Annotated in this window: 10 protein-coding genes and 2 pseudogenes; 4 read left to right on the top strand and 8 right to left on the bottom strand. The window is 68.7% G+C overall.

The window, feature by feature from the left end; translation table 11 throughout:
- Window positions 1-310: 310 nt before the first annotated feature.
- Genes ACPYN9_RS11635 through ACPYN9_RS11610 form a run of 6 tightly spaced genes read right to left on the bottom strand, consistent with a single transcriptional unit; the run spans window position 311 to window position 6,703 of the window.
- The gene (locus ACPYN9_RS11635) at window positions 311-1,159 is read right to left on the bottom strand and encodes a fumarylacetoacetate hydrolase family protein (RefSeq protein ID WP_424466693.1); all 849 of its coding nucleotides are present in this window, start codon (window positions 1,157-1,159) and stop codon (window positions 311-313) included.
- Window positions 1,156-2,262 (bottom strand): aldo/keto reductase, encoded by a 1,107-nt coding sequence (locus ACPYN9_RS11630; RefSeq protein ID WP_424466692.1) that lies wholly within the window; start codon window positions 2,260-2,262, stop codon window positions 1,156-1,158. The genes ACPYN9_RS11635 and ACPYN9_RS11630 overlap by 4 nt, the downstream gene beginning before the upstream one ends.
- Window positions 2,259-3,434, bottom strand: a complete 1,176-nt coding sequence (locus ACPYN9_RS11625; protein WP_424466691.1) for an amidohydrolase family protein — start codon at window positions 3,432-3,434, stop codon at window positions 2,259-2,261. Before ACPYN9_RS11625 ends, ACPYN9_RS11630 begins: the two co-directional genes overlap by 4 nt.
- A complete protein-coding gene (locus tag ACPYN9_RS11620) occupies window positions 3,431-4,378 on the bottom strand; it encodes a carbohydrate ABC transporter permease (RefSeq protein WP_424466690.1) in 948 nt (315 codons plus the stop codon). Before ACPYN9_RS11620 ends, ACPYN9_RS11625 begins: the two co-directional genes overlap by 4 nt.
- A complete protein-coding gene (locus ACPYN9_RS11615; RefSeq protein ID WP_424466689.1) occupies window positions 4,371-5,342 on the bottom strand; it encodes a carbohydrate ABC transporter permease in 972 nt (323 codons plus the stop codon). The genes ACPYN9_RS11620 and ACPYN9_RS11615 overlap by 8 nt, the downstream gene beginning before the upstream one ends.
- Complete coding sequence (locus ACPYN9_RS11610; RefSeq protein ID WP_424466688.1) at window positions 5,339-6,703, bottom strand: ABC transporter substrate-binding protein; 1,365 nt, start codon at window positions 6,701-6,703, stop codon at window positions 5,339-5,341. Before ACPYN9_RS11610 ends, ACPYN9_RS11615 begins: the two co-directional genes overlap by 4 nt.
- Window positions 6,704-6,864: 161 nt before the next feature.
- On the opposite strand from ACPYN9_RS11610, the gene ACPYN9_RS11605 reads away from it, so the two are divergent.
- Window positions 6,865-7,890, top strand: coding sequence for a zinc-dependent alcohol dehydrogenase (locus tag ACPYN9_RS11605; RefSeq protein WP_424466687.1), 1,026 nt, complete (start codon window positions 6,865-6,867; stop codon window positions 7,888-7,890).
- Window positions 7,891-8,016: 126 nt separating this feature from the next.
- Here the strand turns inward: ACPYN9_RS11605 and ACPYN9_RS11600 are convergent.
- Together ACPYN9_RS11600 and ACPYN9_RS11595 are read right to left on the bottom strand one after the other, a co-directional pair.
- Window positions 8,017-8,328 (bottom strand): annotated as a pseudogene (locus ACPYN9_RS11600) (EamA family transporter); the annotation flags it as partial.
- A 113-nt stretch (window positions 8,329-8,441) separates the two neighbouring features.
- Window positions 8,442-8,711, bottom strand: a pseudogene (locus ACPYN9_RS11595) (EamA family transporter); the annotation flags it as partial.
- 111 nt (window positions 8,712-8,822) lie between these two features.
- On the opposite strand from ACPYN9_RS11595, the gene ACPYN9_RS11590 reads away from it, so the two are divergent.
- The 3 genes from ACPYN9_RS11590 (at window position 8,823) to ACPYN9_RS11580 (ending at window position 12,619) form a co-directional block, all read left to right on the top strand.
- Entirely contained in the window at window positions 8,823-9,350 is a 528-nt protein-coding gene (locus ACPYN9_RS11590) for a MarR family winged helix-turn-helix transcriptional regulator (protein WP_424466686.1), read from the top strand.
- A gap of 322 nt (window positions 9,351-9,672) precedes the next feature.
- Entirely contained in the window at window positions 9,673-11,022 is a 1,350-nt protein-coding gene (locus ACPYN9_RS11585; protein WP_424466685.1) for a M20/M25/M40 family metallo-hydrolase, read from the top strand.
- A gap of 130 nt (window positions 11,023-11,152) precedes the next feature.
- Window positions 11,153-12,619, top strand: a complete 1,467-nt coding sequence (locus ACPYN9_RS11580) for an MFS transporter (RefSeq protein ID WP_424466684.1) — start codon at window positions 11,153-11,155, stop codon at window positions 12,617-12,619.
- Window positions 12,620-13,383 lie beyond the last annotated feature (764 nt).

The following is a 13,383-nucleotide window of genomic DNA, read 5'->3' as shown; positions in this document are numbered from 1 at the left end:
GAACCCATCCCGAAAGGTGTGGGAGAGCCTTCGAATTCGACGACCGACCGGAACGCCGGAGAGGTCGAGACTCGGGCCGCCCCGCAGTCGCCAGCCCCGCATCCAGCAGTCTCGGGATGGGTTTCGCATCTCGGGATGGCTTGCAACCCATCCCGAGGTGAGGAAGCCATCCCGAAACGCGAAGTAGGCGAAACCGAGCCCGAGGCCAAGGCCGAGCCCGAAACCGAGCCCGAGCCCGAAGCCGAGCCCGAGCCCGAAACCGAGCCCGAGGCCGAGCCCGAAGCGACGACCACGGCGCGGGCCGCCGCGCTCACGAGGCGTCCTCGAAGCGTTGGCGGGCGGTGCCGAGTCCGTCGATGGAGAGTTCGACGACGTCGCCGTGGCGGAGGTACGGGTTGCCGTCGATGCCGAGGGCGACGCCGGCGGGGGTGCCGGTATTGATGAGGTCGCCCGGCTGCAGCACCATGAACTGGCTGAGGTACCAGACGACGTGGTTGACGTCAAAGACCTGGTCGGCGGTGGTGCCGTTCTGCCGCTGTTGGCCGTTGACGCTGAGGCGCAGTCCGAGGGCTTGCACGTCGTCGATCTCGTCGGGTGTCGCGACCCACGGCCCGAGGGGGTTGAAGGTCTCGCAGCTCTTGCCTTTGTCCCATTGGCCGCCGCGTTCGAGCTGGAACTCGCGCTCGCTCACGTCGTGCGAGAGCACGTAGCCGCCGATGACGGCGGCCGCGTCTGCAGGCGAGTCGAGGTAGCGCGCCTCGCGGGCGATGACGATGCCGAGTTCGACTTCCCAGTCGGTCTTGACGGAGTTGCGTGGGATGCGCACGGCGTCGAAGGGCCCTGTGATGGTCGAGGGGTCTTTCATGAAGATGACGGGCTCTTCGGGGATCGCGGCGCCCGTCTCGGCTGCGTGGTCGCGGTAGTTGAGGCCGATGCACACGACCTTCACGGGCCGCGCGATGGGTGCCGCGAGGTCGAGGCCCTGGAGGTCGCGCCCTTCGGTGGCGAGGGCTGCGGCTTCGAGCTCGCCGAGCCGCTCGTCGGACGACGCGAGCAGTGCCCCGTCGATCTGCTCGACGCCGACGAGGTCGTAGACCCGGTCGCCGTCGACGATGCCTGGCACAACTCGGTCGCCGTCGCGGCGCTGAACGAATCTCACGGTGTTTCCTCCTGCTGGTCTACGTTGGGGTCTGTCTTGGGGCCTGCGGTGAGGCTCCGTGGGTCGATGAGGCCTTGCTCGGCGAGGTCGTGCCAGAGCGCGTCGGGCACGGCGACGGATGCGCGCCGCAGGTTGTCGCGCACCTGGCGGGCGCTGCGCATCCCGAGTGCGATGCCGGCGACGGCCGGGTGCTGCAGCGGGAACGCGAGGGCCGCATCCGGCAGCGTCACGTTGTGTCGCTCGCAGACGTCGGCGATGCGGTGCACCCGCTCGAGCACGTCGGGCGGGGCTGGCAGGTAGTTGTAGGAGGCGTCTGGGCCGGGTCGCGGTGTCGACAGCAGGCCGGAGTTGTAGACGCCGACGGCGATGACGGATGCGCCAGCTCGCCTGGCGGGTTCGAGCACGCTCTCGAGGCCGGGCTGCTCGAGCAGTGTGTAGCGGCCGGCGAGCATGGCGACGTCGATGAGGTGCTCGTCGAAGAGCTCGCCGAGCTGGTGGGTCTCGTTGGTGCCGACGCCGATCGCGCCGACCACGCCCTCGTCGCGCAGCTCCCGGAGTGTCACGAGCGCCTCGCGTGCGGCCCCCTCGCTGCAGGCGTCGGGGTCGTGCACGAACACGACGTCGACCCGGTCGGTGCCGAGTCGTTCGAGGCTGCCCTCGAGGCTGCGGAGCACGCCGTCCCGGCTGAAATCCCACCGCCGCATCAGGTTGTCGGGCACGACGAAGCCGTCGTCGACACCCGTCGGGCGGGGGTTCGGCACGAGCAAACGCCCCACCTTCGTGGAAATGACCATCTCGTCGCGGGGGTACGCGGCGAGCGCTTCACCGAGGCGCCGCTCGGAGAGGCCGAGCCCGTAGTGCGGGGCCGTGTCGAAGAAGCGGATGCCCTCGTCCCAGGCCGCGGCGACGGCCCCGGCCGCTTCCTCGTCGCTCGTCTCGCGGTACAGGTTGCCGAGCGAGGCGGCGCCGAACCCGATGCGGCTGACGTGCACCGCCGACTGGCCGAGCCGGCGTCGCTCGAGAACTTGGGTGTGCGGCGGCAGTGGGGTGCCAGCGGATGCGCGCGCGTCGGTCCCGTCCAGGGAACGGCCGGCGGCGCTCACTCGCGACCTCGGCCGACGTCGTCGCCGGGGACAGCGCCCGTGCCCGTGCCAGCGCCGACGCTGACGGAAGCGGCGGAAGCGCCCGCGCCCATGCCTACGCCCGCGCCCGCGCCCGCGCTTTGTCCGACCCCCACGCCGATGCCCGCACCCTCGCTCAGCCCGTACACCCGCTCCGCAGTGCTCACGTCGATTTGCCGCTGTTCGTCGTCGCTCAGCGACGCCGTCGCGGATCGATACGCATCGATCCAACCCCGGTAGCCGCCGCGCGTGAGGCGCACGAGCGGCCAGTCGGAGCCGAACATGAGCCTGGATGGGCCGAACAGCTCGAGCGCCGGGTCGATCGCGCGCGCGACGGCCGCCTCCGACCAGTCAGCCCAGTCGTCCTCGATCGTGAGGCCGGAGATCTTCGCGGCGACGTTGGGCAGCGCCGCGAGCTGCCGCAGCCCCGCGTTCCAGGCGTCGAGCTCGCCGGTCGAGAGGGGCGGCTTGCCGAGATGGTCGAGCACGAACTGAGTGCCGGGCACCCGCTCGGCGAGCCGCGCGGCCTGCTCGAGCTGCCACGGCCTGATCACGAGGTCGAAGGCCAAGCCGTGCGCGCCCAACTCGGCCAACCCCGCGGCGACATCGTCGCGCGAGAGCCAGCGCTCGTCCTCGTCGATGTGCACGGGGTGCCGGATGCCGACGAGCCGAGACGAGCCCTCGATCCCGCCGAGCGCATCCAGCTGCACTCGCACGCCGTCGGCGCCGGCGCGGAGGTCGACCCACCCGACGACCCCGGCGAGCTCGGGGCTCCGCTCTGCCTCGTCGAAGAGGTGGTCGTTCTCGATGAGGATGCCGTCGGACTGCACGACGACGGCGCGCGTCACGCCGATGTCCCGCAGTTGCGCGCCGAGGTCCGCGCCCGAGAAGTCGCGGTCGATCGCCGCCATCGAGTCGGGGTCGATCCAGGTCTGCGGCACCACCGACCGGTCCCAGAGGTGCACGTGCGTGTCGATCGGGATGCGCGTGGTCGCGCCGTTCGCGGGGCCAGCGTGGTCGCCCGCGCGCCGGACATCCGCGCCAGCGCCCGCCGCGGACGCGAGACCAGCACCCGCCGCGGACGCGTGACCCGCGCCCGCCGCCGACGCGCCCCCCGCGCCCGCCGCATCCACAGCATCCACTCGCCCGCTCATCCCTTCGTGCCGCCCGCGGTCATGCCGTCGACGAGGAAGCGCTGCGAGAACAGGAAGATGATGACGATGGGCGCGACCGAGAGGAGCGTCGCGAGGGCGAGCGTGGGGAGCTCGATGACGATGCTCGTGGCGGTCGTCGGGTTGAACTGGGGCACGTTCGAGAGCAGGTTCGCGAGGCCGACCTGTACGGGCACGTTCTTGCCGCCAACCATGAGGAACGGGAGGAAGTAGTTGTTCCAGTTGCCCGTGAAGCTGAAGAACCCGACGAGCGCGATGACGGGTGCCGCGAGGGGCATCGCGACCTGCGCGAAGACCCGCAGCTCGCTGGCGCCGTCGATGCGCGCCGCATCCAGCAGATCGCGGGAGACCGCCGTCGAAAAGTAGATGTAGGTGAGATACACGCCAAACGGAAAGAACGAGAACGGCAGGATCACCGCGAGCGGCGACCCGATGAGCTTCACGGCGCTCAGCTCGAGGAAGATCGGCAGCACCAGCGCGGTGTTGGGGATGAGCATGACGATGAGCGTCACGAGCAGGAGCGCCTTGCGGCCCTTGAAGTTGCCGAGCGCGAGCGCGTAGCCGGCGGGCACGCTCACGATGAGCGTGATGACGAGCGCCCCGAACGAGTAGAGCGCCGAGTTGCCGATCCACGTGAGGAAGATGCCGTTCTGGAAGCTGAATAGCTGCTCCCAGTTGGCGGCGAGCTGCTCGAACGAGCCGAACGACATGGGGTTCTCGAGCAGGAGCGAGCGCGCATCCTTGGTGCCGGCGAGCAGCAGCCACACGATGGGCAGCAGGAAGAAGACAACAAACGAGGCGATGACGGCGCCGAGCACGATGCGCATGATCCACTCGCCTGGCGTCAGCTTGCGCGCGAGCGCCTTCGTGCGCGGATGCGCGGAGTCGACGTGTTCGACGTTCCTGGATTGCACGGTGTCAGTCACGTTCGAACAGCTTTCCCTTGAGGATGAACACGGTCGAGAGCGCGAGGGCGACGACGAGCAGCGTGATGGAGATGGCGGCGGAGCCCGAGAAGTCGCCCTGCTTGAACGCGTACAGGTACGCGAGCTGGTTGAGCGAGTAGTCCTCCGGAACGACGCCGCGGCTGGCCTGCGAGAGCACTCGCGGCTCGACGAAGAGCTGCGTTCCCGCGGCGAGCGACATGATGCCCATGTACGAGATCCACTTCGTCATCATCGGCAGCTGGATGTGGAGGGCCACCTGCAGGGGGTTCGCGCCGTCGACTCGCGCCGCCTCGATGACCTCGTTGCTGATGTTGTTGAGGGCGCCGTACATGATGACGATCCAGCTGCCAGCGCCGGTCCAGAAGGCGATGACCGTGAAGACGATCGGCAGGTTGTCGATCGAGACGGTGCGGATAAGCGAGTCGTAGCCCATCGCCCGAAGGAGGCCGGCGACCGGGCTGACGGTTGGGTCGAGCAGGAAGAGCCAGAGCATGACGCTCGAGGCGCCGGCGATGGCGCCCGGGATGTAGTAGAGGAAGCGGATGCTCACGCTCAGCCACTTCGCCCGGATCGAGTGCACGACGATCGCCAGGAAGACGACCAGCACGATGAGGCTGATCAGCCAGAACACGATGTACAGCGTGACGTGGCCGACGGCAGGCAGGAACCGGTAGTCGCCGAACACTCGGACGAAGTTGTCGATGCCGACGAAGACGCCGTTCTTCGTGACCGAGAGGAAGACCGCGTACAGCGTCGGCACGATGCCGAAGGCGAGCAACAGCAGCACGTAGCCGCTGACGAAGATGTACCCGAAGCGGGTCTCGTTCGCGAGCGGGTTGGCGGCGCGCTGCCGCTTCACCTTCCGAGGCTTCTTCGGCCCCGCCGGGTCGGCGTCGCCCAGAAGGGCGGCGCCGACCGCGGGTGCAGCTTGGGTGGAGGTCATTCGGCGACCGTGTACCCGTTCACCTGTGCTTCGTTGAGCACCTCGGTCTGCCAGGCGGGCAGCACTGACTCGATGGTCTTGCCGTCTGCGATCGCCGGCATAACGGTCGTCGCCCAGGCGGTTTCCGGGCTGAAGCGGGCCGAGGCCCAGCCTGTCCAGATGCTGCCGCCAGCGTCGATCATCTGCTGCTCGAAGCCGTCGATGAAGTAGCCAGTCTCGGCGAGCTTGCCGAGCCATCCTTCGGCCGCCGACGAGTAGGCCGGGTAGCCGCTCGAGAGCTCGACCTGGAACTCTGGGGCGCTCACCGCGAACTCGAGGAACGTCTTGACCGCGTCGAGGTTCTTGGAGTGGCTGGATGCGTACCAGATGCCGCCGCCCACGTTGCCCGTGGCGATCTCCTCGCCCTCCCAAGCGAGCGGTGCCGCGACGCCGAGCTGTCCCTCTGGTACCTGGAGGGTGCTCTGGAACACGGCGCCCGTGTACCAGACCGGCCCAGGCATGACGACGACCTTATCGGCGTACTTCGACGTGAACTCGGCGCTGAAGACGCTGTCTTGCACGATCGTGCCGTTGGCGATCATCTTGTCGAGGATCTTGGAGATCGCGGCGGAGTTCTCCGACTCCATGTCGGCGATGAAGGTGTCGCCCTCCGTCTGGAAGACGGGCGACTGGGTGCCCTGGTAGTAGACGTACGGCATGAAGGCATCGCCGACACTGCCGAGAATGTAGCCGGGGTGCTCGGCCGCCAGCTTGTCACCGAGCTCGCCGTACTCTTCCCAGGTGGTTGGGACCTCGTAGCCGAACTGGTCGAGCAACGGCTGGTTGTAGTAAGTCACGACCTGCGCGAGGTCGTTGCGGAGCCCGTATACCGTGTCGTCGACCGTTGACGGGTCGAGGGCGCCGGGCGCGAAGCCGTCGAGGAACTCCTGGTCGAAGAAGCCCTTGTTCAGCGGGGCAGCGAAGCCCTGTCCGCCACCGGGCGCGGGCTGCGAGGCCCAGGAGGCGTCGTTCTGCTGCGTCGAGAAGACGACGTCGGGCCAGCCCTCGCCTGCCTGATCCATGAGCGCGATGCGAGTCTGGAACGTGCCGCTTCCGCCGGCGTTGCCGTCGTAGACCTCGTACTCGATCGGCACGTCCGGGTTCGCCTCCTGGAAGGCTGCGATCGCAGGCTCGCGGGCCGCATCCACCCACACCATGATCGGGCTGTCGGCTTCCTGCTCGGCCGTCGCGAACCCGTACTCGCTGTTGACCTCGCCGCCGGCGCCGCCGGCGCATCCCGCGAGGAGCAGCGCCGAGGCAGCAGCTGCCGCGATGGTGACGATGCGCCTGCTGCGGCGCTTCGGGGACGAATCTTGCAACATAGTGCGTCCTTTTCTGGTCGACGTCGTTGACGACTACTGCCCGCATCTTGGGGCTGATGCGATTACATCATACGTCTGACGTTAGAGCAAGGAATTCTGGCAGCGCTATCAAGAATTGGTACTATGTATCACCTATTGATGACCCGAGCAGGAGAGCAACGATGCTGTCAGCACACTACGTCGGCAACACCTCGATCGAAATCCGCACCACAGAGGCGGTCGCACCGAGTAAGGGGGAAGTGCAGATCGCGGTGGCCTTCGTCGGCATCTGCGGCACCGACCTCCACATTCTGCACGGGTCGATGGATGCGCGCATCACCCACAGCGGAATCATCGGCCACGAGATGAGCGGCACCATCGCCGCCATCGGCCCCGGCGTAACCGAATGGCGACTCGGAGACGCCGTCACCGTCATGCCCCTCGCCTGGGACGGCACCTGCCCCGCCTGCATCGCAGGCCACACACACATCTGCCAGAACCTCGACTTCATCGGCATCGACTCGACCGGAGCCCTGCAGGAATACTGGAACGTCCCCGCATCCACCCTTGTCCGCCTCCCAGACGGGATGCCCCTCGAGCACGCCGCGCTCGTCGAACCGACAGCCGTCGCAGCCCACGACGTGCGCCGCTCCGGCGTTGGCCCCGGAGACAAAGCCCTCGTCATCGGCGGCGGCCCCATCGGAGTGCTCATCGCGACCGTCGCACACGACGCAGGCGCCGAGGTTCGACTCTTCGAAGTCGACCGCGAGCGTCGAGCCGCGGCAGCCGCCCTCGGCATCGAGGTCGCGGACCCCACCGCACCCGGCGCCGCCGAGGAGATCGAGGCCTGGACCGGCGGAGCCGGCGCAGACGTGGTCTTCGAGGTCTCCGGGTCAGCGGCGGCCGTGCTCACAGCAACCAGCTTCGTGAAGGTCCGCGGCACCCTGGTCATCGTCGCGATCCATCCACAGCCGCGGCCCGTCGACCTGCATCGCGTCTTCTGGCGCGAGCTCACCATCGTCGGAGCCCGCGTCTACGAACGCGAGGACTTCGAACACGCGGCCTCACTGCTTGCCCGGGGCGTCATCCCAGCCTCCGCGCTCATCACCGAGACCGTACCCCTCACCGACACGGCCAGCGCCTTCGCGATGCTCGAAAGCGGCCGTGCGATGAAGGTGCTCGTCGACGCCAGAAGCGGCCAGCGGTGAGCGGGCTTGTAGACCCCGACCGCCACCACGGAGGCTGCGCCACGCGGACTGGAGCACCGGCTGCCCGAGCACGATGCCGAGCAGTACAAGCGCCATGCCGACGCCCTGCTGCCACTCGAGAACCTCACCCGCAAGGAGCGTGCCCAGCACCACACCCGTGACCGGATTGAGGAGTCCGATCAGCCCCGTCGTACCAGCCGGCAGATGCTTGAGACCCCCGAACCAAGCGAGATACGCGAGCGCCGTCGAGATGAGGCCGACATACGCGAGGACCACCAGTGCGGGCGCGTCATACCTGGGTACGCCTCCCTCGACGACCAACGCGACAGGCAGCAACACCAGCCCTCCGCCGACGAGCTGCCACGCGGTGAGCGGCAAGATCTCAACATCGCTCCCCCACCGCTTGACGAGTACGAAGCCGAACGAAGCGAGCGCCATCGCCGCGACCGACGCGATGACGCCGCGCCAATCGACCGCGTCGTTCCGGTCGCAAGCATCAGCACAACGCCGACCAACCCCACGGCCGCACCCGTCACCGGCAGAAGCCGGAGCCGCTCGCCCAGCATGGAGACCGCGAAAACCATCATGACAATGGGTGACGCAGCCATGATGATCGACGCGATGCTCGACGGAAGCAGCTGCGACGCCACGTAGACGAGCGCGAAGAACGCACTCATGTTGATCGTGCCGAGCACCAGGGCGCGCCACCACCAGGCACCCCGCGGCAGCTTGCGCGCGACCAGCAACAGCACGAGCCCCGCAGGGAGCGCGCGCAGCACGGCACCCCACAGCGGCGCATCCGCCGGGAGGAACGAGCCCATGACGAAGTAGTTGCTGCCCCAGGCGATTGGGGCGATGGCCGTGATGAGTACCCAGCGCCATGTAGCTTCCATGGAAGTCATACTAGCTTCCTCGGAAGCTAGCATGACTTCATGACCGAACCCGACGACCGCGTGACCGAGATCCTCGCCGAATGGACACGCGAGCGACCAGACCTCGACCCTTCACCCATGGGCGTCATCGGGCGCATCCACCGCGTCGGCCTGCACCTCACCGACGAACTCACCCGCCTCTACCGCGCCTACGGGCTCGGAGAAGGCGACTTCGACGTGCTCGCCACCCTCCGCCGAGCCGGCGCCCCGCACGAGCGCACCCCCAGCGAACTCGCCGCGTCAACCATGGTGACCACGGGAGCCATGACCAAACGCGTCGATCGACTCGAAGGGGCCGGGCTCGTCTCGCGGAGAGTCAGCGACACTGACGGGCGAGGCCGAGTGGTACAGCTCACGCCGCGCGGCCTCGCCCTCATCGACGAGGCCTACGAGCGTCACCTCGAGAACGAAGAACGGCTCCTCGCCGGAGTCAGCGCCGAGGACCGCGCGGCGCTCGCGCGGATCCTCGGCACCTGGCTCGCCGACGTCGAAGGGCGCGGAAGCGGCCCAGCGGAGCGCGGCCGGTAAGCAGTTTGGGCTCGGGGCGGCCGCATGCTGACACTCATCGTGACGTGGGCGGGTCTCGACCGCGCTTTGCGGGCCGGTTCGCGCCCCACGTCACGCTGAGTGTCAGCCAGGATCCCAAACGCGGCCGGCGCCGGCCCTCCACCCTGAGCAGCGGCCCCGGCCGCGTCGCGGGTTTAGTGGCCCGGGCCCGGGCCTGGGCCTGGGCCTGGGCCTGGCATCGTGCGGGGTCTGGGCCCGGCGTCGTGCTGGGCCCGGGCCTGGCGTCGTCCTGGGCCGGGGCCTGGCGTCGTGCGCCCCGAGGCAGCGTGTCTACACTGGCCGCATGCTCGACCGGCAGCCCGAGGACCTCGAGTCCCACCCCTCCCCCGCATCGGACGACATCGCGGCGCGCCTCTCGCAGATGGTGCGGCTCCAGACCGTCGACGGGCAGCACGAGCCGTTCGCCGCGTTCCTCCGACTCATCGCCGAACTGTACCCACGCGTGCACGCCAACCTCGAGCGCGAGACCGTCACCGACCGCGGCCTGCTCCTGCACTGGCGCGGAAGCCAGCCCGCCGAATCCCCCGTCGTGCTCATGGCACACTTCGATGTCGTCCCCGCGTTCGAGGCCGACGGCTGGACCCACCCTCCGTTCGACGGCATCGTCAGCGACGGCTCAGTGTGGGGGCGAGGCACCCTCGACGACAAGGGCCCGCTGTGCGTGATCCTCGAGGCAGTCGAGTCGCTCCTCGGTGAGGCGTTCACCCCCCAGCGCGACGTGTACCTGTGGTTCGGTGGCGACGAAGAGACGGGCTCGGCGGCAGCCACCGCGGCAGCTGCCCTCTTCCGCGAGCGCGGCGTGACGCCGTGGCTGGTGCTCGACGAGGGCGGGGCTGTCGTCGATGCGCCGCTGCCGTTCATCGATGTGCCCGCCGCCATGATCGGAGTCGGCGAGAAAGGCTCGGTCAACATCGTCCTCGAGGCGAGCGGCGACGCGGGGCACGCCTCAGCACCATCGGGCCTGACGCCGACCGCGCGCATCGCGAGGGCCGTGTCCCGAGTCGAACGGCGCCCGTTCCCCGCCCGACTGCCGCGCGTCGCCCGCGAGATGTTCGCGACATTCCTCCCCCACGCAGAGGGCTCCGGCAAGGTCGCCCTCGAAGCACTCACCAGAGCTCCGCTCCTGACGGCGCAGGCACTCGCCAGGCTCGGGGGCGACGCGGCGGCCATCGTCAGGACAACGCTGGCCACCACGCGCCTCGCAGGCGGCTCGGCCGACAACGTGCTTCCCGCGAGCGCCAACGCAACCCTCAACTGCCGCATCGCGCCAGGCGAGAGCGTCGCGACAACGGTGCGGCACGTCCGCCGGGCGATCAGAGACCGCGACGTGCGCATCCGCATCACCGACCCCAACGAGCCCACGGAACTCGCCCCAACCGACAACACCCAGTTCCAGCTGCTCAGCACCGCGGCGCGGGCGGCGTACCCCGACGCCATCCCGGCCCCCTACATCACCCTCGCCGCCACCGACGCGAAGCACTTCCAGCGCTTCACGCCCGCCACCTACCGCTTCGCGCCGCTGGCGATGGACGCCGTGCAGCGCGCATCGATCCACGGCGTCGACGAGCGGGTCTCGATCGCGAGCCTCCACGCAGGCAAGCACTTTCACGAAACGCTGCTTCGCTCGGTCTGAGCATCAGGGACGCACCGTCCGGTAGGTGATGGGCGGCGTCAGCAGTACAGTGAATTCACCCAAAAGGGGACCCCACGTCGACCCCGCGGCCGTTCCGTGCGCGAGGTCCCGCCCCAAGAAAGACACGAACGTGCACAGACTGCGCTCCGCCGGCTTCGCCCCGATCGCCGGCATCGTCGGCTTCCTGGCCTTCGTCGAGTTCACAAGTGGAATTCTGCAGGGCTACTACACGCCGCTACTCACCGACATCGCCCGACACCTCGGTATCCACGACGCCGACGTGAACTGGCTCGAAGGCGCGCAGCTCATGCTGTCGGCGCTCGTCGTGCCAGTACTCGCGAAGCTCGGCGACATGGTCGGGCAGCGCAAAGTGCTGCTGGTCTCGACCGCCGTGACCGCGCTCGCCTCGTTCGGGCTCGTCGTCGCGCAAGAGTTCTGGCTGTTCCTCGTCGCCTGGGCGCTCCAAGGCTTCTACGTCATCTGGCTCCCCATCGAGATCGCCCTGATCTGGTCGCGCACGCGAGAACGCCCCGACTCAGCGCGCCTGACGCGAGCCTCCGCCGGCGTACTCGTCGCCGCCCTGCAGCTCGGCGCCATCGCCGGAGCCCTGAGCGCCGGAATGCTCGCCGACCGCCTCTCCGTGCCGACCCTGCTCCTCATCCCCGCGATCGCGGTCGGCCTCTGCTTCTTCGTGATCCTCCTCGGAGTCAAGGAGTCACCGAACCCGGTCGGCGGCAAGCTCGACTACCCCGGCCTCCTCCTCCTCAGCTTCGCGCTCATCTCCTTCACCGGCGGACTCAGCCTGCTCCGCACCAACGGCCCCGCCGACCTCTTCGCCTGGAGCATCGTCGCGCTCGGACTCGCGCTCCTCGCCGTGTTCGCCCGCGTCGAGCTCGGCCGACCCGATCCCCTCATCGACGTGCGCCTCTTCCGATCCGCATCGCTCTGGCCCGTCTTCCTCACCGCCGGCCTCTTCGGCGTCAGTGTCCTCGGCGCGCAGGCACCGCTCTCAACGTTCGCACGCACCGACCCGAGCGTGTACGGGTACGGGCTGGGCGCATCCGCTGCGCAAACCTCGATCCTCATCGGCTCGTACGTGCTGTCCATGGTCGCCGGAGCACTGCTCTATAGCCAGGTGACGAAGCTGCTCGCCCCACGCCTCGCGCTCGTCGGCGCGAGCGGACTAGTCGCGACCGGCTACCTGCTGTTCCTGCCCTTCCACGATGGCTACGTGTCGGCGGTTCTCAACATGGTGATCGTCGGTCTCGGATCGGGCGCGCTCGTCGCAGCGCTCCCCGCAGCCGCGGCCGCAGCCGCGCCCGCAACTCAGACCGGCGTCGCGACCGGACTGACGAACTCGGTGAAAACGCTCGGCGGCGCCATCGCCTCCTGCGTCTTCGGCATCGCCCTGCTCGGCACCCTGGCAGGCGCACCCGCCGCGTCCGAAGGCACCGCCGGTTCACTCGCCGGATACTTCACCGTGTGGAGCGTCTGCGGACTCACCGCCGTCGCCGCCGCGATCGCGCTGTGCTTCGTACCCAAGACGGCGTTCCAGGATGCACCAGAGCGGGCAGGGCAGGCGCCCGTCGTCGCGTAGCTGGCCCCGGCGCTCTGCGGCCCCGTAGCGCCGCTACCCCGCGGCGCTGCTACCCCGCGGCGCTGCTACCCCGCGCGGCGCCGCGCGCGGCCGCTGCTGCCATGTCGCGAGTTGCCGCAAATGGTCGTCACCGATAGCCGCGTGACGACCATTTGAGACCGTTCGCGGGCCAAGACGCTGCGATCACGATCACGGATGCGGATGCGGATGCGGATGCGGTCACACGATCGCACCGCTTGGACAGTCGCAATGCGCGTGACAGTCCCTCGACCGCGGGTCCGGCCAGCGACCCGAACTTGGCCCGCGAGATGCCCCAAAAGGTCGCTCCCAATCACGCAGAACAACCCTTTGCGGCATCTCGCGAAAACTCGAACGCACGACACAAAGGCCAGCGATGCGAAACCCCGGGCGTCCGCCCTACCCAGACCGCGCCGCAGCACAACAAGCACCCAACACCCGGCCCCAAACATCCAGCGCCAAGCACCAAGAACCACGCACCCAGCCCGCGAGATGCCCCGAAGGGTCGCTCCCAATCACGCAGAACAACCCTTTGCGGCATCTCGCGAAAACTCGAACGCACGAGACAAGGCCAGCGATGCAAAACCCCAGGCATCCGCCCCACCCAGACCGCGCCGCAGCACACCAAACACCCAGCACCCGGCCCCAAACATCCAGTGCCAACCACCAAGTACCAAGCACCCAGCCCGCGAGATGCCCCAGAAGGTCGCTCCCAATCACGCAGAACAACCCTTTGCGGCATCTCG

Source organism: Pseudoclavibacter helvolus (assembly GCF_049707175.1).
Classification (GTDB): Bacteria; Actinomycetota; Actinomycetes; order Actinomycetales; family Microbacteriaceae; genus Pseudoclavibacter; species Pseudoclavibacter helvolus_A.
This window is presented reverse-complemented; position numbering and strand designations above follow the sequence as displayed.

What these genes read in the sequence shown, in the direction of transcription:
- ACPYN9_RS11625 (WP_424466691.1), bottom strand. Translation starts at nt 3,434, where the DNA reads ATGAGCGGGCGAGTGGATGCTGTGGATGCGGCGGGCGCGGGGGGCGCG.
- ACPYN9_RS11615 (WP_424466689.1), bottom strand. Translation starts at nt 5,342, where the DNA reads ATGACCTCCACCCAAGCTGCACCCGCGGTCGGCGCCGCCCTTCTGGGC.
- ACPYN9_RS11610 (WP_424466688.1), bottom strand. Translation starts at nt 6,703, where the DNA reads ATGTTGCAAGATTCGTCCCCGAAGCGCCGCAGCAGGCGCATCGTCACC.
- ACPYN9_RS11605 (WP_424466687.1), top strand. Translation starts at nt 6,865, where the DNA reads ATGCTGTCAGCACACTACGTCGGCAACACCTCGATCGAAATCCGCACC.
- ACPYN9_RS11590 (WP_424466686.1), top strand. Translation starts at nt 8,823, where the DNA reads ATGACCGAACCCGACGACCGCGTGACCGAGATCCTCGCCGAATGGACA.
- ACPYN9_RS11585 (WP_424466685.1), top strand. Translation starts at nt 9,673, where the DNA reads ATGCTCGACCGGCAGCCCGAGGACCTCGAGTCCCACCCCTCCCCCGCA.